The sequence below is a fragment of the Arthrobacter sp. B10-11 genome, from assembly GCF_033142195.1.
Lineage (GTDB): Bacteria > Actinomycetota > Actinomycetes > Actinomycetales > Micrococcaceae > Arthrobacter > Arthrobacter oryzae_C.
This window is the reverse complement of record NZ_JAWMTH010000004.1, coordinates 236,618-256,349: the sequence shown is the minus strand read 5'-3', so window position 1 is coordinate 256,349 and position 19,732 is coordinate 236,618. Positions and strand designations below refer to the sequence as shown.

Here is a 19,732-nt window from a genome sequence, read left to right as displayed (position 1 = left end):
CGACGGGCCAGGCCTACCGCTTACTCCAGGGACCTGGGAGCACCAAGCAGCCATCCTGCCTGCAGGTCGTCAGTCTCAGCCGCCAAGGAGAGGCCTCCAGGGATGCCCGCCAACGAGGCTCCCACCATCACAAGCGTCTCCATCGACGCTCCCTTCATCGCTTAAAGCGCAACAAATAGCGTTATATGCAACAGCGTGGTGGATGCCAGTTCTGCTGTCAAGGCCTGCCTCATGGCGGGAAATAGTCCCGCAATAGAACACGAACTCTTGACAATGCGTGTGAGCCACCGCACGCTGTTGCTTATGGCGATTGCAGTTGTTCAATACGGAACGTCTAAACGGCGGTCGCACGAACCGAACCGCGACCGAACATGGGGTCATCACATGCACACGGCCTGCCCGCTTCATGCCTCAAGCGCCGCACCAACTAGGAGAGAACCGTGACCACCACCCTTGACGCCCGCCCGGGCGGCGCCGTTCCGGCCGCACTGGTCGAGGCCACCGCCGCACGTTCCGCACCCGGGAGCCGCACCGCAGAATTCGTCCTCACGCTGGCCTGCCCCGAACGGCCGGGCATCGTCCGGGCGGTCACCACTTTCCTCGCCGACCGCGGCTTCGACATCGTGGAGCATCAGCAGTTCGATGACCACATCAGCGGCAAACTGTACCTGCGTACCGCCTTCACGCGCAGCGGATCGGAAGCACGTGACCGGGCCGATCAGGACTTCACAGGCTCTGATCCCCAAACGCTCAGCCAGCAGACCAATGCGCTCCTTACAGCAGAGTTCGACCCGACGGCCGCCGAATTCGGTATGGATTTTGCCTTCCATGACGGCCGCCCGCAGCGTCTGCTGGTCATGGTCTCAAAGTTCGGGCACTGCCTCAATGACCTGATCTACCGCTGGCGGGCAGGCAGCTTGGGTGCCGAGATCGCCGTCGTGGTTTCCAACCACGAGGACCTCCGCCCCATGGCGGAAAACGCCGGGCTGCCGTTCATTCATGTTCCGGTGGCCCCCGCAACCAAGCCGGAAGCCGAGGCGCGGCTGCTGGAACTCGTGGCCGAGTACGACGCGGACCTGGTGGTCCTGGCCCGCTACATGCAGGTGCTGTCCAACGATCTCTGCACCCAGCTCCGCGGCCGCGCCATCAACATCCACCATTCGTTCCTGCCCGGTTTCAAGGGGGCCAAGCCGTACCACCAGGCCTATGACCGCGGTGTGAAGCTGATCGGTGCCACAGCGCACTACGTGACCCCGGACCTGGATGAGGGTCCGATCATCGAGCAGGAGGTCTTCCGCGTGGACCACAGCCTTGATCCGGACGCCCTGGTCACGGTTGGCCGCGACGCCGAATCGCAGGCCCTGTCCAGGGCTGTCCGGTGGCATTGCCAGCACCGCGTCCTGCTCAACAACACCCGTACCGTCGTATTCCGCTAACGCGGACGCCCCTCACGCAAAGCCAGGAGAAACAATTCATGAGCGCATCACCACGCGTCGTCATCATCGGCGCCGGCATCGTCGGCACCAACCTCGCGGACGAACTCGCCACGCGGGGCTGGACCAACATCACGGTGGTCGAACAGGGGCCGCTGGAACTGGCCGGCGGTTCCACCTCGCACGCCCCCGGGCTGGTGTTCCAGACGAACCCGTCCAAGACCATGACCGAATTCGCCAGCTACACGGTGGACAAGCTGCTCTCCCTCAGCGCCGACGGAGTGTCCTGCTTCAACCAGCTGGGCGGGCTGGAACTGGCCACCACCGAAGCACGGCTCCAGGACCTGAAGCGCAAGCTGGGATACGCCACCTCCTGGGGCATCGAGGGCCGGATCATCGACCCCGACGAGTGCGAGAAACACTATCCGCTGCTGAACACCGGCTCCTTCGAGGACGGACGCACGGTCCTGGGCGGCCTCCACGTCCCCTCCGACGGCCTGGCCTCCGCGGCCCGCGCCGTCCAGCTGCTGATCAGCCGCACCCGCGAAGCCGGCGTGACCTACCTTGGCTCCACCGCCGTCACCGGCATCGAACAGTCCGGCGGCAAGGTCACCGGCGTCGAAACGGCCGACGGCGTGATCCCCGCGGACATCGTGGTGTCCTGTGCCGGCTTCTGGGGCCGGAAACTCGGCAAGATGGCGGGCCTGAAGGTGCCGCTGCTGCCGCTCGCGCACCAGTACGTGAAAACCACGGCCCTGCCCGAGCTGAAGGGCCTGAACGAGCTGCCCAACGGCGCCCGCCTGCCCATCCTCCGCTACCAGGACCGGGACCTCTACTACCGTGAGCACGGCGAGCGCATCGGCATCGGCAGCTACGCTCACCGCCCCATGCCCGTGGACATGGAACAGCTGCCCCGCGTCGGCGCCGGCGAAATGTCCGACCACCGCATGCCCTCCCGGCTGGACTTCACCATGGAGGATTTCCTGCCCGCCTGGGAGGACAGCAAGGACCTCCTTCCGGCCCTGCGCGGCGCACAGATCGAGGACGGCTTCAACGGCATCTTCTCCTTCACTCCCGACGGCGGGCCGCTGATGGGTGAGGCCCCTGATGTTGCGGGCCTGTTCGTGGCCGAGGCTGTCTGGGTCACCCACTCGGCCGGTGTTGCCCGGGCGATGGCGGAACTGCTCATCGAGGGCCAGTCCCGCACCGACCTTCACGGCTGCGAGCTCACCCGCTTCGAGGAGGTCCAGACCAGCGACGAGTACGTCAGCGAAACATCCCAGCAGAACTTCGTGGAAATCTACGACGTCCTGCACCCGCTGCAGCCCAAGGAATCCCCCCGGGACCTGCGCGTCAGCCCGTTCAACGTCCGGCAGAAGGAGCTCGGGGCGTTCTTCCTGGAGTCCGCCGGCTGGGAGCGCCCGCACTGGTTCGAAGCCAACCGCGCGCTGCTCGAGGACCTTCCGGCCGAGTGGCGGGCGCCGGAACGGGACGAGTGGGCAGCCATGTTCTCCTCCCCCATCTCCGCAGCGGAGGCGTGGAAGACGCGCACCGCCGTCGGGCTTTATGACATGACGCCGCTGAAGCGGCTGGCCGTCACCGGCCCCGGCGCGCAGGCCCTGCTGCAGCGGCTCAGCACCGGAAACATCGCCAAGAAGCCGGGAGCGGTCACCTACTGCCTGCTGCTGGCGGACGACGGCGGCATCCGCAGCGACGTGACCGTGGCCCGCCTCGCGGAGGAACAGTTCCAGCTGGGCGTGAACAGCAACGTGGACTTCGATTACCTGCGCGTCGAGGCCCGGCAGCAGTCGGCTGCGGATCCGGCGCAGTGGGTCCATGTCAGCGACATCACCGGCAGTACCTGCTGCATCGGGCTGTGGGGGCCGCTGGCCCGCGACGTGATCGGCAAGGTCAGCACGGACGACCTCTCCAACGACGGCCTGAAGTACTTCCGCACCAAGGAAATCTCGGTGGGCGGCATCCCCGTCACGGCCATGCGGCTCTCCTACGTGGGCGAGCTCGGCTGGGAGCTGTACACCACTGCCGAATACGGACTGAAGCTCTGGGACCTGCTGTTCGAGGCGGGCCAGGAACAGGGCATCATCGCGGCCGGGCGCGGCGCGTTCAACAGCATGCGGCTCGAGAAGGGCTACCGGCTGTGGGGCACGGACATGACCTCGGAGCACCACCCGTACCAGGCCGGCCTGGGCTTCTCGGTGGCCAAGGACAAGACCGGGTTCGTGGGTTGCGACGCCCTGGCGGCGCGGAAGGAGCAGCAGCCGGACAAGGTGCTGCGTTGCCTGACCGTGGACGACGGCACATCCATGGTCCTGGGCAAGGAACCCGTGTACGTCAACGGGGAGCCTGCCGGCTATGTCACCAGCGCAGCGTTCGGCTACACGGTCCGCAAGCCGCTCGCCTACGCCTGGCTGCCGGCGTCGGTGTCCGAGGGCGACGCCGTGGAGCTCGAGTACTTCGGGAAGCGCATCGCGGCCACGGTCACGGCCGAACCGCTGTTCGATCCCGGCATGGAGCGGCTGCGCGGCTAGTTCGACGGCGGGTCAGGACGGCCACCCGCCGTCCTGACCCTCTACTACGCCAGAACGACGGCGACACACCGGCGAGCCCGGAGTGTCGCCGTCGTTCGCGGCTAAAACGGGGTCAGCTGGCCGCGTAGGTTTTGGCTTCACGCTGAATAAGCCGCGTGACTTTTTCGACCCGTTCAGACATATACGAGCCCACCTGGAGCCGGTCGCCGGGCCAGCCGGAGGCCTCCCGGGAGTCCTCCAGTGCCTTGGCCAGTGCCCGGGAAAGGAAGTAGACCTTCCAGGAGTGCTTCAGGTGGCTGAGGGCTTGTGCCACGGCTGCGGCCAGCATTTTCTGCCCTGTTTCAATTGTTTCCATGCGGACCTTCACCATCCCCGGTGCGCAGACTTCTACCTGACCTTCCCTTCGAGTGTGGCTAAAGTGCCTCAGCATCCGGTCAAGGATGCTTGAGGATTTGCTCAAGTCCCGTCCACGGAGCTGACGGAGTATGTTGGGAAACCGACGAAAGGTGGATCTCCATGACGGAGCCGGACTGGGTCCAACACGCTATCTGGTGGCAGGTCTATCCGATCGGCTTCGTGGGCGCGGAACAGACTGCTGCGGACCATTCGGCCCAGGCGGGGCGGCCCGTGGCGCACCGGCTGGGCCAGCTGGTTCCCTGGCTCGACTACGTGCTGGAACTCGGTGCTTCCGGTCTCGCTCTGGGGCCGGTTTTCGCCTCGGAAACCCACGGCTACGACACCACGGACTACTTCCGGATCGATCCCCGGCTGGGCGAAGACGCGGACTTTGACGAGCTCATCGCCCAGTGCCACGCCCGGGGGCTGAAGGTTCTGCTGGACGGCGTCTTCAACCACGTGGGCCGCAGCTTCGGGCCGTTCCAGGGTGTGCTCGCCGACGGGCCCGGAGCGCCTGCCGCCTCATGGTTCCGCCTGCAGTGGCCGGACTCCGGGTGGTCGCCCGGGACCGAGCCCGGCTACGACGACTTCGAGGGCCACCACCACCTGGTGGCGCTCAACCACGGCGACCCCGGGGTCGCCGCCCTGGTCACGGACGTGATGAAGCACTGGCTGGGCCGGGGCGCGGACGGATGGCGGCTGGACGCGGCGTACGCCGTACCGCCGTCGTTCTGGGCGCCCGTGCTGGCGGAGGTGCGCCGGGACTATCCGGAGTCCTACTTCGTGGGCGAGTACATCCACGGGGACTTCGCCGACGAGGTGGAGCGGGGCACCCTGGACTCGGTGACGCAGTACGAACTGTGGAAAGCGGTCTGGAGCTCACTCAACGATGCCAACTTCTACGAGTTGGCATCCGCCCTGGAGCGGCACAACGGGTTCCTGGACACCTTCGTGCCGCTCACGTTCGTTGGCAACCACGACGTCACCCGCCTTGCCAGCAAGCTGAAAAACCCGGAGCAGCTGGCGCTTGCGCTCACGGTCCTGATGACCGTGGGCGGGACACCGTGCATTTACTACGGCGACGAGCAGGCCTTCCGCGGCATCAAGGAGGACCGAGCCGGCGGAGACGACGCGGTCCGTCCGGCTTTCCCCGCAGCCCCCGCGGAGCTGGCCGGGGACGGCTGGCCCGTCTACCACCTGCACCAGGAACTGATCGGCCTCCGCCGGCGGCATGCCTGGCTGCACACGGCACGCACCACCGTCCTGACCCTCAGCAATGAGCACCTCGTCTACCAGGTCCGTGCCGACGGCGGTACAGGCGACGGGGGTGCGCTGACGGTCGCGCTGAATCTTTCCGGCTCGCCGGCGGACCTGCCGCTGCCGTCCGGGTCCGGCGGGCTGCTGGCCGGGCAGGCCCGGCAGCACCCCGGCCACAGTGTCCTCACCGTGCCCGGCTACGGGTGGGCCGTCCTCGGAAACAGCTAGCCCGCCGCGGGCCGGAGCGGGTACAACTAAGTCATGACAACCTCATCCCTGGTGCTCGGCCCCATGATCCGGTACGTGGATGAGACCTCGGCGAGCATCTGGGTGGAAACCCGGAGTGATTCCCCGGTCACCGTCCGGGCCGGAAACCGGAGCTGGGAAGCCCGAACCTTCGCTGTGCACGGCCACCACTATGCCTTGGTGGAGGCGGAGGGACTGGAGCCTGGAACGGTGCTGCCCTACACCGTGGAAATCAACGGAACACAGTGCTGGCCCGAGCCCGCCTCCGAGTTCCCGCCGCCGGTGATTGCGACGTTGAAGCCGGGCAAGCCGCTGCGCCTGGCCTACGGTTCGTGCCGCACCAGTGTCCCCCACGACGAATCCGGCAACCGGTCACACGGCGTCGACTCACTCCGTGCCTACGCGTTGGCGATGGCTTCCAGCGACGATCTGCGGTGGCCGGATCTGGTGGCCTTCCTCGGAGACCAGGTGTACGCCGACCTCACCAGCGAGCAGATGCAGGATTTCATCCGGGCACGCCGTGACATCGAGGCACCGCCGGGCGAGGAACTCAAGGACTATGAGGAGTACGCCCACCTCTACTTTCTGGCCTGGTCCGATCCGGCGAACAGGTGGCTGCTGTCCACCCTGCCCAGCGCCATGATCTTCGATGACCATGACATCCGCGACGACTGGAACACCTCACTCAGCTGGAAAAGGGAGATGGAGGCCACCACCTGGTGGCATGGCCGGATTGTCGCCGGTCTCGCCTCCTACTGGGTCTACCAGCATCTGGGGAACCTTTCGCCGCAGGAGCGTGCCGCAGATCCCGTCTGGAAGCGGATCGCCGGGCACACCGGCGGGGACGAGATCGATCTGAGCGCGGAGCTGGACAGTTTCGCGGACCGGGCCGACCGGGACCCGGAATCCTACCGCTGGAGCTACTGCCGGGATTTCGGGGATACCCGGCTGATCGTGGTGGATTCGCGGGCGGCCCGGGATCTGGCGCCGGACCGCCGCGCGTTGGTGGACAAGGCGGAAATGGCCTGGCTGGACGGACGGATGCGCGGCGGTTTCCGCCACCTGCTGGTGGCGACGTCGCTGCCGTTCCTGCTGCCGATGGGCCTGCACTACGTCGAGTCCTGGAACGAGGCCATCTCCCAGGGTGCATGGGGGAAGACGGCCGCCCGTGCCGGTGAGAAGCTGCGCCAGGCGGTGGACCTTGAACACTGGGGCGCCTTCCAGAACAGCTTCCGGGAAGTGGCGGTGATGGCCACCGAAGTCGCCGACGGCAAACGGGGCCCGGCACCGGACACCATCGCCTTTCTTTCCGGAGACGTCCATTATTCCTACGTTTCAGAGGTGGAGCGCTCCTCGGGCAGCCGGATCATCCAGGCCGTCTGCTCCCCCATCCGCAACCCGCTGCCCCGGCTCATGAGGTCGTTCGCCGCCATCATGTCCTACGGCCTGGCCACGCCGGTCGGCGCCCTGGTGGCGCGCTCGGCAAAGGTCCCCGACCCGCCGTTCCGCTGGTCCGGCGTCAAAGGGCCCTGGTTCGACAACAACCTGGCCAGCCTGGAGGTCACCCCGGAAGGGCTGGACCTGTGGTGGCAGACCGGCGTGGTGGACGGCGGGGACCACCTTCATCCCAGGCTCGAACGCGTGGCCTCCGTTACTGTGGCCCCCCGGAGTCCGCAGGAGCGTGCGGCACGAAGCGGACGAACATTGCCTTGAACCCCGGGGTGTTCGATTCCCGCGCCACATTCTCCTTGTGGACCAGGGCGTTGGCCTCGGGGAAGTACGCCGCGGCGCAGCCCTTCGCCGTCGGGTAGGCCACCAGCCGGAACTTGTCCGCCTGCCGGTCGTGCCCGCGGAAGGTGCTGACCACGTCCACCAGGTCGCGGTCCTGGAAGCCGAGCTCGGCCAGGTCCTCCGGGTGCACCAGGATCACGCGCCGCCCGTCCGAGATGCCGCGGTACCGGTCATCCACGCCGTAGAACGTGGTGTTGTACTGGTCGTGGCTGCGGATGGTCTGGAGCACCAGGTGCCCGTCCGGCGGCGTCAGGTACTCCAGCGGGCTGACCGTGAAGCGTCCGCGGCCGATGTCCGTCTTGAAGGACCGCGTGTCGCGCGGCGGGTTGGGCAGCACGAAGCCGTTCTTGGTCCGGATCCGCTCCTTGAAGTCCTGGAAGCCCGGGATGACACGGGAGATGTGGTCCCGGACCACGTCGTAGTCCGCGGCCATGGCCTTCCAGTCGACAACGTGGCCGTCGCCGAAGGTGGCGTCGGCCATGCGGGCGATGATCACCGGTTCGGCGAGCAGATGATCGGACACCGGGTGGAGCCTGCCCTGCGTCGAGTGCACCACGGACATGGAGTCCTCCACGGACAGGAACTGGGCTCCGTTCGGGTGCTTATCGTCCGTGTCCGTCCTGCCCAGCGTGGGCAGGATCAGCGAGGTGCGGCCGTGCACCACGTGGGAACGGTTCGGCTTGGTGGACACGTGCACTGTCAGGCCGATGCGCTGCATCCCGGCCTCCAGGGTTTCCGTGTCGGAGCAGGCCAGGGAGAAGTTGCCGCCCATGGACACAAAGACGTCAACGTCGTCGCGCTCAAAGGCCTCCATGGCCTCCACGGCGTCAAAGCCGTGGCCCCGCGGAGACTGGATTCCGAACTCCTTGTCCAGTGCCGCCAGGAGCCATTCCTTGGGCTTCTCCCAGATGCCCATGGTCCGGTCGCCCTGGACATTGGAGTGCCCGCGGACCGGGCAGGCCCCGGCTCCGGGCTTGCCGAAGTTGCCCTGCAGGAGCAGGACGTTGACCATTTCCTTGATGGTGTCCACCGAGTGCGGCTGCTGCGTGACGCCGAGCGCCCAGCAGAAGATCGTGGCCTTGGACCGGATCAGCATCCCGGCCACGTCCTCGATCTGCTTGCGGGCCAGGCCGGTGGCCTTCTCGGTCTCGTCCCAGTCAAGCTTGCGGCGGGCCTCGCGGTACGCGTCGAACCCGTCAGTCTGGGCGTCAACAAAGGAACGGTCGACGACGGTGCCCGGGTTGCGTTCTTCCTCCGCCAGGAGCAGGTGGCCCAGCGCCTGGAACAGCGCCAGGTCCCCGCCCACCTTGATCTGCAGGTACTCGTCGGCAAGGGGCGTTCCGTGCCCCACCACGCCGGAGACGGTCTGCGGGTCCTTGAAATTGAACAGACCGGCCTCAGGGAGCGGGTTCACCGCCACCACTTTGCCGCCCTTGTCCTTGCACTCCTTCAGCGCAGACAGCATGCGGGGATGGTTGGTGCCCGGGTTCTGGCCGACCACAAAGATGAGCTCCGAGTCGTGGATGTCATCCAGTGACACCGTGCCCTTGCCGATGCCGATGGTCGGGTTCAGCGCGGAGCCCGAGGATTCGTGGCACATGTTCGAGCAGTCGGGCAGGTTGTTGGTGCCCAGGGCCCGCGCGAAAAGCTGGTACATGAACGCGGTCTCATTCGCCGTGCGCCCGGAGGTGTAGAAGACGCAGCGGTCCGGTGTGCTGGCCCGGATGTGCTCCCCGATCAGCTCGAAGGCGTCCGCCCAGGAGATCGGCGAGTAATGGGTTTCACCTTCGCGGATCACCACCGGTTCGCTGAGCCTGCCCTGGTTGCCCAGCCAGTACTCCGTCTTCCCGGACAATTCGGCGATGGAATGCCTGGCCCAGAACTCGGCGCCCACCGTCCTGAGGGTGTTCTCCTCAGCCACGGCCTTGGCGCCGTTCTCACAGAACTCGGCCGTCTTGCGTTTCTTGTCCGATTCGGGCCAGGCGCAGCCAGGGCAGTCGAAGCCGCCGCGCTGGTTCAGCCGAAGCATCGAATGCACGGTCCGCGACACCCCTGCTTGGGCCACGGCGCGCTCCAGCGCAACCATCACTGCCTTGACGCCTGCGGCTTCCTTCTTCGGTGCGTGGACTTCGAGGTTGTCCTCGTTGATGTCCTCGACCGGGGCGGGCTGCCTGCCGAACTTCAAGGGATTCACTGGTCCACCTTGGCCAGCGTTTCGCGCTCGGCCCCGATGGTGGTGTTGTCGCCGTGGCCGGTGCGGACCACGGTTTCGGCAGGCAGCGTCAGCAGCCGTTCGCGGATGGAGGCCAGGATGGTGGGGTAGTCGCTGTAGGACCTGCCCGTGGCACCCGGGCCGCCGTTGAACAGGGTGTCCCCGGTGAACACGGTGCTTTCGGACCCCAGGACGAAGCACGTGGAGCCCGGCGAATGCCCGGGGGTGTGCAGGGCGCGCAGCGTGGCCCCGCCCACCTGGAACACGTCGCCGTCCGCCAGCTCGCGGTCCGGTTTGACGTCCGGGTAGACCTGCTCCCACAGCACCAGGTCGTCAGGGTGCAGGTAGATCGGCGCGTCCACGGCCTCGGCCACGGCACGTGCCGCCCCGATGTGGTCGTTGTGGGCGTGCGTCAGCAGGATGGCCAGGACCTTCCGGCCGCGGACCTGGTTGATGATCGCTTCGGCGTCGTGCGGGGAGTCGATGATCACGCATTCGTCACCGTTCCCCACGATCCAGACATTGTTGTCCACGTCCCAGGTGCCGCCGTCGAGCGAAAACGTTCCCGAGGTGACCAGGTTCTCGATGGTGAAGCTCATACGGCCGCTTCTTCCTGGGCGGCCCCGGTGGCGGTGACGGTTTCAGCGCCCGGGTGGATTTCCACGACGGACCGCAGCACCTTGCCCTCATGCATCTTGCCGAAGGCCTCCTCCACCTGGTCGATGGTGATGCGTTCGGTCACGAAGGCGTCCAGGTCCAGGTTGCCCAGCTTGTAATGCTGCACCAGCATGGGGAAGTCACGGGACGGCAGGCAGTCGCCGTACCACGAGGACTTCAGGGATCCGCCGCGGCCAAAGACGTCCAGCAGCGGCAGTTCGAGCTTCATGTCCGGCGTCGGAACGCCCACCAGCACCACGCGGCCGGCGAGGTCGCGTGCGTAGAACGCCTGCTTGTACGTCTCCGGGCGGCCCACCGCTTCAATCACGACGTCGGCGCCGTTGCCGCCCGTGAGTGCTCGGATTGCCTCGATGGGATCTTCCTTGCTGGAGTCCACGCCGTGTGTGGCGCCCAGGGACTTGGCCATTTCCACCTTGTTCGCGTCGATGTCCACCGCAATGATGGTGGTGGCGCCGGCCAGCTTTGCGCCAGCGATCGCGGCGATGCCCACGCCGCCGCAGCCGATCACGGCCACGGATTCGCCGCGCTTGACCTCACCGGTGTTAATCGCGGCGCCAATGCCTGCCATGACACCGCAGCCAAGGAGCCCGACGGCGGCCGGATCGGCGTCGTCGTCTACCTTGGTGCACTGCCCGGCGGCGACGAGCGTCTTCTCCGCGAACGCCCCGATGCCCAGAGCAGGCGACAGCACCGTGCCGTCCTCGAGCGTCATCTTCTGGGTGGCGTTGTGCGTGTTGAAGCAGTACTGCGGCTGGCCCTTGGCACAGGCGCGGCATTCGCCGCACACCGCACGCCAGTTCAGGATTACCCGGTCGCCGGGGGCCACTTCGGTGACGTCCGGGCCGACGGCGCTGACCACACCGGTGGCCTCATGGCCCAGCAGGATGGGGAAATCGTCGGTAATTCCGCCCTGCTTGTAGTGCAGGTCAGTGTGGCAGACGCCGCAGGTGAGGATGTCCACCAGGGCCTCGCCCGGGCCGGGATCCGGCACCAGGATGGTCTCCACCGAGACCGGAGCGTTCTTTTCCTTGGCGATGACGGCTTTTACTTTGTGAACCATGATTCGTGTGTTCCTTTCCTGAGCCCGGGAGGACTCGTTGGCAACGGCACCCGTTGCCAATCTAGCTCGTTCAGCACGCCCCGCGGGGACAATGCGTTCCTGAATTGCGCATTACACAACACGATGCACAGAGCGCGTACTTGAAATATGGCAGTCGCCGCACGAGGGCGTCAAGAGATCTCCGCATTGATGCATTCATCCCCTGGCAGGGGTCACCGCCTCACTCCGCAACCCGCAACCCGGTCGCATTCAGCGCAACAAATCCGCAGGAGCCTGGCCATCCTTACTGTAGCCGCCCCGGGCGCCCGTCCGGCTAAAAATTCACACTCCCGAAACGCGGGGGTATTGACTGTGTTACACGTCACGCCTAGTCTGGTGCAACAGCGTTGCGCTGAATGCAACCACAACAACCTTGGTGGATACATGAGTAACGAAACTTCCTCTCCCGCTCTTGCGGGAGACCTGGGCGCGGAGCCCAATGGCATGCATGAGGACCGCCCCGCCCGCCGCAGCACGTTGAGCGGCCAGAATTTCGAACCGGCTGACACTGGCGTCAGCAAGGAAACGCGCCGCAGGGTCATCGCGGCCAGCTTCATCGGCAACTTCGTTGAATGGTTCGACTACGCCGTATACGGCTACCTCGCCGTCACGATCGCGACGGTCTTCTTTCCTGAATCAGATCCCCAGACCGGGCTCCTGCTGACTTTCGCGCTGTTCGCGATTTCATTCCTGGTCCGCCCGCTCGGCGGATTCGTCTGGGGCCACATCGGTGACAGGGTGGGCCGGCGGACGGCTCTCTCGCTTTCCATCCTGATCATGTCCGGTGCGACCTTCTGCATCGCCCTCATTCCGGGCTACGACACCATCGGCATCTGGGCCCCGGTCCTGCTTCTGATCATCAGGGTCATCCAGGGCTTCTCAGCCTCAGGCGAGTACGCCGGGGCCTCGGCATTCCTGGTGGAGTACGCCCCCGCCAACAAGCGCGGCCTCTACGCCGCAGTGGTTCCCGCGAGCACCGCAGCAGGCTTGCTCCTTGGTTCCCTGATGGCGGGCCTGCTGACGGTCCTGCTCAGTTCCGACGCGATGCATAGCTGGGGTTGGCGCCTGCCGTTCCTGCTGGCGGCCCCGATGGGCCTGATCGGACGCTACATCCGCACCAAGCTGGAGGACACACCCGTCTTCCGCGAAATGGCAGCGGAGGACGAGGCTGTCAAGGCGCCTGTTTCCAGCCTCTTCCGGAACCACTGGCGGCAGCTGCTGCAGGCGGTCGGAGCTGTGCTGCTGAACGCCGTCGGCTTCTACGTGATCCTCAGCTACATGCCCACGTACCTGTCCTCGGAGCTGGGCCTCGGCGAGACCGAATCCTTCCTGGCCACCACCATCGCGCTGCTGACCTACATCGGTTTCATCTTCCTGACGGGGATGCTTTCGGACCGTTACGGTCGCAAGAAGGTGCTCATCTCTGCCTCCGTCAGCTTCATCCTGCTGACCGTGCCCGCGTTTGCACTGCTGGGAACCGGAAATTTCCTGGTGATCGTCCTGGTCCAGATCCTGCTCGGCGCCATGCTCACGCTCAACGACGGGACACTCCCCAGCTTCCTGGCCGAAATGTTCCCCACCCGGGTCCGGTACAGCGGCTTCGCTGTCAGCTTCAACCTCTCCAACGCCCTGTTCGGCGGCACAGCCCCGTTCATGGCAACCCTCCTGATCGCGGCCACCGCCAGCGATCTGGCGCCGGCCTGGTACCTCGTTGCCGCGGCAGTCATCTCCCTGGTCGCCGTCGCGCTCTCCAGGGAAACCTGCAAAGAACCGCTGCGCCACGAGTAACCACAGATTCTTTCCACTTCTCCCATCTCAAGTAACTGCACCACAGAAAGGCACCACCACAATGACCACCACAGCATCCGAGAACGCAACGTCCGTCGCCGAACTGGAGCGCCTCAAAGTCCTCAAGAACGGCAACAAGGTCAAGCTGACCTTCTCCGACACGGAGTTTGAGCGCCGCCTCGCAGGCCTGCGCCGCATCATGGCAGAGAAGGACCTGGACGCCGTCGTCCTGACCAGCTACCACTCCATCAAGTACTACTCCGACTTCCTGTTCACCACCTTCGGCCGTTCCTACGCCATGGTGGTCACCAAGGACGATAACGTCACCGTCACCGCAAACATCGACGCCGGCATGCCCTGGCGCCGCAGCTTCGGCGACAACATCGTCTACACGGACTGGCGCCGGGACAACTACATCTTCGCCATCCAGGAAGTGCTGCGCACCCGCGGCATCAACCCCCGCCGTCTCGGCGTCGAGGACGATTCCCTGCCGCTGGACAACCGCAACAAGATCCAGGCCGCCTTCGCCTCGGCAACCCTTGTGGACGTGGCCCAGGCGGCCATGCGCCAGCGCATGATCAAGTCCGCCGAAGAGATCGAGGTCATCAAGCACGGCGCACGCATCGGCGACCTCGGCGGCGAGGCCATCCGCAATGCCATCACCGCCGGGATCACTGAGTACGAGGTCGCCCTGATCGGCACCGAAGCCATGGTCCACGAGATCGCCCGGACCTTCCCGGATTCCGAGATCCGCGACACCTGGGTCTGGTTCCAGTCCGGCATCAACACCGACGGCGCCCACAACTGGGCCACCACCCGCAAGATCCAGGAACACGACATCCTGTCGCTGAACTGCTTCCCCATGACCTCCGGCTACTACACGGCGCTGGAACGCACCCTGTTCTACGGCGAACCGGATGCCCGCTCGCTGGAACTGTGGAACATCAACGTGGAAGTCCACAAGCGCGGCCTGGAACTGATCAAGCCCGGTGCCGTCTGCAAGGACATCGCCGCTGAACTGAACGAGATCTACGTCGGCTACGGCCTCCTGGCCAACCGCACGTTCGGCTACGGCCACTCCTTCGGCGTCCTCAGCCACTACTACGGCCGCGAAGCAGGGCTGGAGCTCCGCGAGGACATCGACACGGTGCTGGAACCGGGCATGGTGGTTTCCATGGAACCGATGATCACGGTCATGGACGGCGAGCCCGGCGCCGGCGGCTACCGCGAGCACGACATCCTGGTGGTCGGCGAGGACGGCGCGGAAAACATCACCAAGTTCCCGTTCGGTCCGGAATACAACATCATCGGCGCATAGCCGGCGCTGGTTTTGCCCTCACCCGAAAGCGGCGCCACGTACTTCGTGGCGCCGCTTTCCGGCTTACATACGGAATGATGGTGGACACCATGACCCCTGCAGATGCTCCCGAACCCAGCAGCAACGGCGACGCCAAGGGCACGTCCGTCATCGTCAACGCCATCGCCGTGCTGCGAAGCTTCACCGCTGACGAGCCGCTCCTGGGCGTTACCGAGATCGCCAACCGGGTAGGCCTGCACAAGAGCACGGTCTCCCGCATCCTGGCCACGTTCGAGCAGGAACACTTGGTGGAGCGCGATCCGGAAACCCGAAGGTTCCGCCTGGGCCTTGGGCTTATCGCCGTCGCCGGGCCGCTCCTGGCCGAGCTTGAAGAGCGCCGCGTGGCCTACCCCGTCCTGCGTGAACTCACGGAGCAGACCGGCGAAACGAGCGCCCTCATGGTGTGGAACGGGTCCGAGTCGATGTGCGTGGAGCAGATCGCCAGCCATCACCAGATCAAGCACACCACCCCGCTGGGCGCGCGGTACAGGGATGCCCTCAGTGCTTCGGTGCAGGTCTTCCTCGCCGCCGAGCCTGCCGAGCGGGTGCGGGTACTGCTCCGCAGCGGCGAAATTGCCCATCCCGGCCTGGACGACCCCAGCCTCGAGGCCTACCTGATCCGGCTCGGTGACGTGGCCCGGCGCGGCTGGGCCACCAACTACGGCGAGTCGTCGCTGGACGAAGTGGGTCTGGCCGCCCCCGTTTACGACCACCGCGGCGACATCGTGGCAGCAGTCCTCATCCCGGCACCGCGCTTCCGGGTATCCCCGGACACGCTGCAGCGCCTCGGGGAATCCTGCAAGGCAGCCGCAGACCGGGTCACTGCCCGCCTCGGCGGCTCCGCCCCCGCCCGCTAGGTGGGGATGATGCGGAACAGGAACCGGGTCCGGACCATCACCCAGAGCAGTGCCACGATCGCGGCGTAGGCGGCGGTGTTGAGCCAGATATTCCCCTGCTGCAGTGCGGGGATGTTCGCCACCACAGCGATCAGCACCACGTGCATGATGAAGACGTACAGCGTGGCCTGCCCCAGCGGGATCAACAGCCAGCCCACCGCGCGTTCAATCGGCTTCCAGTACGCCGTGAGGAGCGCGTAGGCCGTCACCAGCAGGGTAATCACGTTCAGGAGCCGGCCGGGTTCCAGGTAGGTCCGCCCGAAGAACTGGTCGTAAACAGCGCGGTAGGTCGCATCCGAGGTCAGCGCGAGCCGCACATCGAACTCGTTGGCCAGGTACGGGTTGGCCCAGGACATGAGGGCGAAGGCAACCGTGACGGCTGCACAAGCGCCCACCACCCAGCGGTGCGCGCTCAGCCAGGCCACGATGGTCCGCCGGTAGTACCCGCCCACCAGCCCCAGCACGAACAGGACCTGCCACACCATGAGCGGGAAGGAATCCTCAAACTGCGACGGCAGGATCCGGAAGCGGAACACCGTGCCGGCAATGTACACGGCGGTGGTGGCAGCCAGGACCCAGACAGCCTTGCCGCGGGCCAGCGCCAGCAGGATCATTGGGCTGACCAGCAGCATGATCACGTAGAGCCCCATCACGTTGAACTGCCACGGGCCGAACTGCAGGAGCAGCACCGCGGGGATGACAGCCCCGGACACCGGGAACTGAAGCAGGCCCTGCATGCCGGTGTAGAGGTCGTAGCTCCGGCCCGCCCCGGACCTGCCGGCACCGCCTGTCCCCTGGTCCGTGAACGTGGTCAGCACGTCGGAGTTGAAGGCCGGGATGAGGCTGAGGAGGAACACCAGGACGACAACTGCCAGTGCCGTGACGTATAGCTTGCCCGCCCGCCGGCCGGTTTTTTGCGTCACCTCGCCAATGTTGTCCTGCGTCTTGGGCCCGTAGACCATTCCCAGCACCAGCCCGGACAGCAGCACAAACAGCTCCGCGCCGGACACGAATCCGACGGTTTCCTGGGTGAAAAGTTGAAAGAGGGACGTCATGCCCACGTGGTTCACCACCACGAACAGGATGGCCACGCCGCGCATCAGGTCAACCCTGGCATCGCGCGAGGACTTGTCCGAGTACGTCCAGCCCTTGGCCGGGCGCAGGCGGACCGGCACCAGCCAGAGCAGGACCGCGCCGGCCAGCAAGGCGGCTGCGGCGACCCCCGCCGGAATGCCGGACAGTGTGTTGCCTGACGTTCCGCCTAGCCCCCGCACGGTGCTGGTAACCGGTCCGGTGACCAGTGTGGAGTCCTTGACGGCGGCACCGGCGGCAGCCGCCACGTCCGCATTCCCGGTGAGGCGCCAGTCAATGACGGTGCTGCCGGCGTCCCCCACGGCCGTCGTCTCGTCCCAGACGACGGCGGCGATCCGTTCCATCCTGCCCGGGGCGGCCTCGGCCAGGACCTGGTTCCACCAACTCGATTTGATCCCGGTTTCGGAAGGGCCGCCCGCCGACGGGCAGAAATATGCCGCCGTCTGAAGCAGCAGGGGCTTGTCCCGCTTAACCGCGTAGGACTCGTAGAAGTTGGCGTCACCGCCGTCGGAATCGGAGCCGGCCGGCGCACTGCCACCGGAGGCGGCGTCCGGACCGGAAGCAGCGTCCGGGCCGGAGGCAGCCCCGGCGGCCGTCCCGTCAAGCAGCGAGGCAAGCTCCCCCTCCCGTGGCACTGTGTTGCGGGCGGCTCCCCCGCCGGTGTCGTCATGCAGTGCCGTCAGGCCCGCCCAGTCAACAACGTCGTCCCCCGGGTAGTACGGGGCGTACGGCTCGTCCGAACCGTTCCAGTCACCGTCGGAATTCGTGTCCAGTGCAGCGAAACCGGCGGTGCCGGGAGCCGGGGCGTCGCGGTTCCTGGTGAACGGATAGTCCCGCGCCTGGAACGGCTGCCACACCATCACCGCGTCCGGGTCCGATGCGAATGCCTGGGCCACGGCCCGGTACGCCGGCACATAATCCCCAGGCTGCTGGCCCCAGGACACCCAGCTGGAGTTCATGTCCGGGGCGAAGCGGATCAGCAGCTTCCCGGGAAAGCCCTGCGCCAGTTCCTCGAGCTGACCGGCAAAATCAGCGGCGCCGGCGTCGTTGACGTCAGAGAGGGGCACTGTGGGATTCACGGTGATCAGGGCGTGTGCGCCCGAAGCGGCACTTTGGGCCAGGAACTCCCGCAGGTAGCCTTTTTCGGCGGCTTGGACGGGGAAGGAAACGTCGTGGCCCAGGACTGCGGGGGTGGCCTGCAGCCGGTTGGCGAACCCGGCGGCGTCATCCTCGCCCCACTCCAGCACGCTTCCCAGGAGCGGCTTTCCGGAGGAGGCACCGAGGAGGTCCTCACCGCCGTTAATGGTCGACGGCGGGACGGCGCCCTGCGCCGCCACCGCACCCTGCGCTTCCCCAACAGCCTGCGCGGCTCCGGCCGGCAGGAAAAGCAGCAGGGCGAGGAACAGCAGCACGGCTCTGAGCGAGACCTTAATCGGATCCACCCGGGCCGCCTTTCGGGAAGAGGGCCGAAACCGTTGTTCCGCCGCCGGGGGTTTCGGTGAGGGAAAGTTCGCCGCCGTGCGACCGCACGATCCGCACGCACGTGGCAAGACCCAGGCCAGAGCCTGGAGCATCACCGGGTCGATGCAGCCGGACGAGGGGTTCCAGGACCCGTTCGCGGTCGGCGGCGTCGATGCCCTTGCCGTTGTCCGACACCCTGAGGGTGACGCCGCGGTCGTCCGCCAGGGTGTAGACCCTGACTTTGAGGTCGTGCCCGGGGCGGCGGTAGTTGAAGGCATTGCCCAGCAGGTTCTGCAGGAGGGTCCGGAGCTGCGCCGGATCGGCGGTCAGTTCGGAGTCTTCGCAGTCCAGCGCGGTGTTGCCGAACCCGTCGCCCAGGTCGCTGACCGCCGCTGCCACAGCGGCCCGGAGGGAAACCGGCTGCGGACGCAGCATGCCGCCCACTTGGGAGTAGCTGAGGACCTCGTCGAGCACGGAGAGCATGCGCCGCCCGCTGCCGCCGATGCGCTGAAGGTACATTGCCGCCGGGCCGCCCGGACGGATGTCCTCGTCGTCCTCGCTGAGTTCCACATAGCCAAGGATCGTGGTGAGCGGGATGCGCAGGTCATGGCTGACCCGGCCGGCGAACTCCGCAAGCTTGCGGTTGCTGCGCCCCAGTTCTTCGAGTGCTTGCTGGAGCTGCAGGGTGCGGTGCTGCAGCTCCAGCACTTCCACGACCTGCGCCGCCAGGACATCCAGCATGGCGACCTGTTCCGCGGAGATTACGGCCGGACCATCGGAGAAGACGCACAGGGATCCCAGCACAAAACCGGAACTGGTCTGCAGCGGCGAAGAGGCGTAGAAGCGGACGCTGGCGATTTCTCCGGTCACAAACGGGTTGGCCGCGAATCGCGGGTCGGCGGAGGCATCGGGAACCACGGTGGTCTGGCCCTGCTGGAATACCTTGGCGCACATCGAGTCCTCGCGTGCGCACAGTCCGGGCTCCAGGCCCGCCGCCGCAAGCTGGACCTGATGCTCGGGAGTGACGATGTTGACGACGCTGTAAGGCACGCCGCAGAGCTTTGCGGCCAGGTCAACCAGGAAGTTCAGGGCGCGCGCGGCCGTGGCATTCGCACTATCCGATGGCGAGGCCGCCGGTTCCTGCGGCAACAGTCCGTACTCGTCCAGCACGGAACGCCGTTCACGGTCAGCGCTAGTTAGAATGTGCCCATCTGCTTGAGCCACAGGAGTCCTTCCCACCCATAAGGACAGCCGGCCAGCGCCATAGTCCCCGGAGGAGTCTAGCGGAGCGGATCGCCCGGGTCCGGCGTGGGGTACTCTCTTGACACTGGCCGCAAGTCTCAGGTTGACTATTACGCATGCTGAAATAACAGTTCCATGATGTGGAATGCAATCGGAATGCGGGCCAGGAATGATCCGCACCCCATTGCAGCGGGGCATTTCCCTTTTCCGCATAGCCGACGCCATGGATGCCAGC

The 19,732-nt window shown here is 66.2% G+C and carries 14 protein-coding genes; 7 read left to right on the top strand and 7 right to left on the bottom strand.

Features of this window, described 5'->3' with window-relative positions:
• Nucleotides 1-20: 20 nt before the first annotated feature.
• Nucleotides 21-143, bottom strand: a complete 123-nt coding sequence (locus RW112_RS14270; RefSeq protein WP_317782409.1) for a hypothetical protein — start codon at nucleotides 141-143, stop codon at nucleotides 21-23.
• 297 nt (nucleotides 144-440) lie between these two features.
• Here RW112_RS14270 and purU point away from each other — a divergent pair, with 297 nt between their 5' ends.
• Together purU and RW112_RS14260 are read left to right on the top strand one after the other, a co-directional pair.
• Nucleotides 441-1,436, top strand: a complete 996-nt coding sequence (gene purU / locus RW112_RS14265) for a formyltetrahydrofolate deformylase (protein ID WP_411709907.1) — start codon at nucleotides 441-443, stop codon at nucleotides 1,434-1,436.
• A gap of 38 nt (nucleotides 1,437-1,474) precedes the next feature.
• Complete coding sequence (locus RW112_RS14260; protein WP_317782408.1) at nucleotides 1,475-3,982, top strand: FAD-dependent oxidoreductase; 2,508 nt, start codon at nucleotides 1,475-1,477, stop codon at nucleotides 3,980-3,982.
• Nucleotides 3,983-4,094: 112 nt separating this feature from the next.
• Here RW112_RS14260 and RW112_RS14255 read toward each other — a convergent pair whose 3' ends face one another.
• The gene (locus RW112_RS14255; RefSeq protein WP_317782407.1) at nucleotides 4,095-4,337 is read right to left on the bottom strand and encodes a hypothetical protein; all 243 of its coding nucleotides are present in this window, start codon (nucleotides 4,335-4,337) and stop codon (nucleotides 4,095-4,097) included.
• A 161-nt stretch (nucleotides 4,338-4,498) separates the two neighbouring features.
• Between RW112_RS14255 and RW112_RS14250 the strand changes: the two genes are divergently transcribed.
• Both RW112_RS14250 and RW112_RS14245 read left to right on the top strand, forming a co-directional pair.
• The gene (locus RW112_RS14250) at nucleotides 4,499-5,863 is read left to right on the top strand and encodes an alpha-amylase family protein (RefSeq protein ID WP_317782406.1); all 1,365 of its coding nucleotides are present in this window, start codon (nucleotides 4,499-4,501) and stop codon (nucleotides 5,861-5,863) included.
• A gap of 33 nt (nucleotides 5,864-5,896) precedes the next feature.
• On the top strand, nucleotides 5,897-7,594 hold the full coding sequence (locus tag RW112_RS14245) for an alkaline phosphatase D family protein (protein WP_317782405.1): 1,698 nt from the start codon (nucleotides 5,897-5,899) through the stop codon (nucleotides 7,592-7,594).
• On the opposite strand, the gene RW112_RS14240 is transcribed toward RW112_RS14245, so the two are convergent.
• Genes RW112_RS14240 through RW112_RS14230 form a run of 3 tightly spaced genes read right to left on the bottom strand, consistent with a single transcriptional unit; the run spans nucleotide 7,533 to nucleotide 11,622 of the window.
• A complete protein-coding gene (locus RW112_RS14240; RefSeq protein WP_317782646.1) occupies nucleotides 7,533-9,857 on the bottom strand; it encodes an FdhF/YdeP family oxidoreductase in 2,325 nt (774 codons plus the stop codon). The genes RW112_RS14245 and RW112_RS14240 overlap by 62 nt on opposite strands.
• A gap of 5 nt (nucleotides 9,858-9,862) precedes the next feature.
• Complete coding sequence (locus RW112_RS14235) at nucleotides 9,863-10,483, bottom strand: MBL fold metallo-hydrolase (RefSeq protein WP_317782404.1); 621 nt, start codon at nucleotides 10,481-10,483, stop codon at nucleotides 9,863-9,865.
• Nucleotides 10,480-11,622: an S-(hydroxymethyl)mycothiol dehydrogenase gene (locus RW112_RS14230; RefSeq protein WP_317782403.1), complete on the bottom strand. Its 1,143-nt coding sequence runs from the start codon at nucleotides 11,620-11,622 to the stop codon at nucleotides 10,480-10,482. The genes RW112_RS14235 and RW112_RS14230 overlap by 4 nt, the downstream gene beginning before the upstream one ends.
• Nucleotides 11,623-12,045: 423 nt before the next feature.
• On the opposite strand from RW112_RS14230, the gene RW112_RS14225 reads away from it, so the two are divergent.
• The 3 genes from RW112_RS14225 (at nucleotide 12,046) to RW112_RS14215 (ending at nucleotide 15,663) form a co-directional block, all read left to right on the top strand.
• Nucleotides 12,046-13,449: an MFS transporter gene (locus tag RW112_RS14225; RefSeq protein ID WP_317782402.1), complete on the top strand. Its 1,404-nt coding sequence runs from the start codon at nucleotides 12,046-12,048 to the stop codon at nucleotides 13,447-13,449.
• 61 nt (nucleotides 13,450-13,510) lie between these two features.
• On the top strand, nucleotides 13,511-14,767 hold the full coding sequence (locus RW112_RS14220; RefSeq protein ID WP_317782401.1) for an aminopeptidase P family protein: 1,257 nt from the start codon (nucleotides 13,511-13,513) through the stop codon (nucleotides 14,765-14,767).
• Nucleotides 14,768-14,856: 89 nt separating this feature from the next.
• Nucleotides 14,857-15,663, top strand: a complete 807-nt coding sequence (locus tag RW112_RS14215) for an IclR family transcriptional regulator (RefSeq protein WP_317782400.1) — start codon at nucleotides 14,857-14,859, stop codon at nucleotides 15,661-15,663.
• Here RW112_RS14215 and opgC read toward each other — a convergent pair.
• Together opgC and RW112_RS14205 are read right to left on the bottom strand one after the other, a co-directional pair.
• A complete protein-coding gene (opgC, locus tag RW112_RS14210) occupies nucleotides 15,660-18,236 on the bottom strand; it encodes an OpgC domain-containing protein (protein WP_317782399.1) in 2,577 nt (858 codons plus the stop codon). The two genes, RW112_RS14215 and opgC, sit on opposite strands and share 4 nt — an antisense overlap.
• A complete protein-coding gene (locus RW112_RS14205; RefSeq protein ID WP_317782398.1) occupies nucleotides 18,223-19,479 on the bottom strand; it encodes a GAF domain-containing sensor histidine kinase in 1,257 nt (418 codons plus the stop codon). Before RW112_RS14205 ends, opgC begins: the two co-directional genes overlap by 14 nt.
• Between the last annotated feature and the right edge of the window lie 253 nt (nucleotides 19,480-19,732).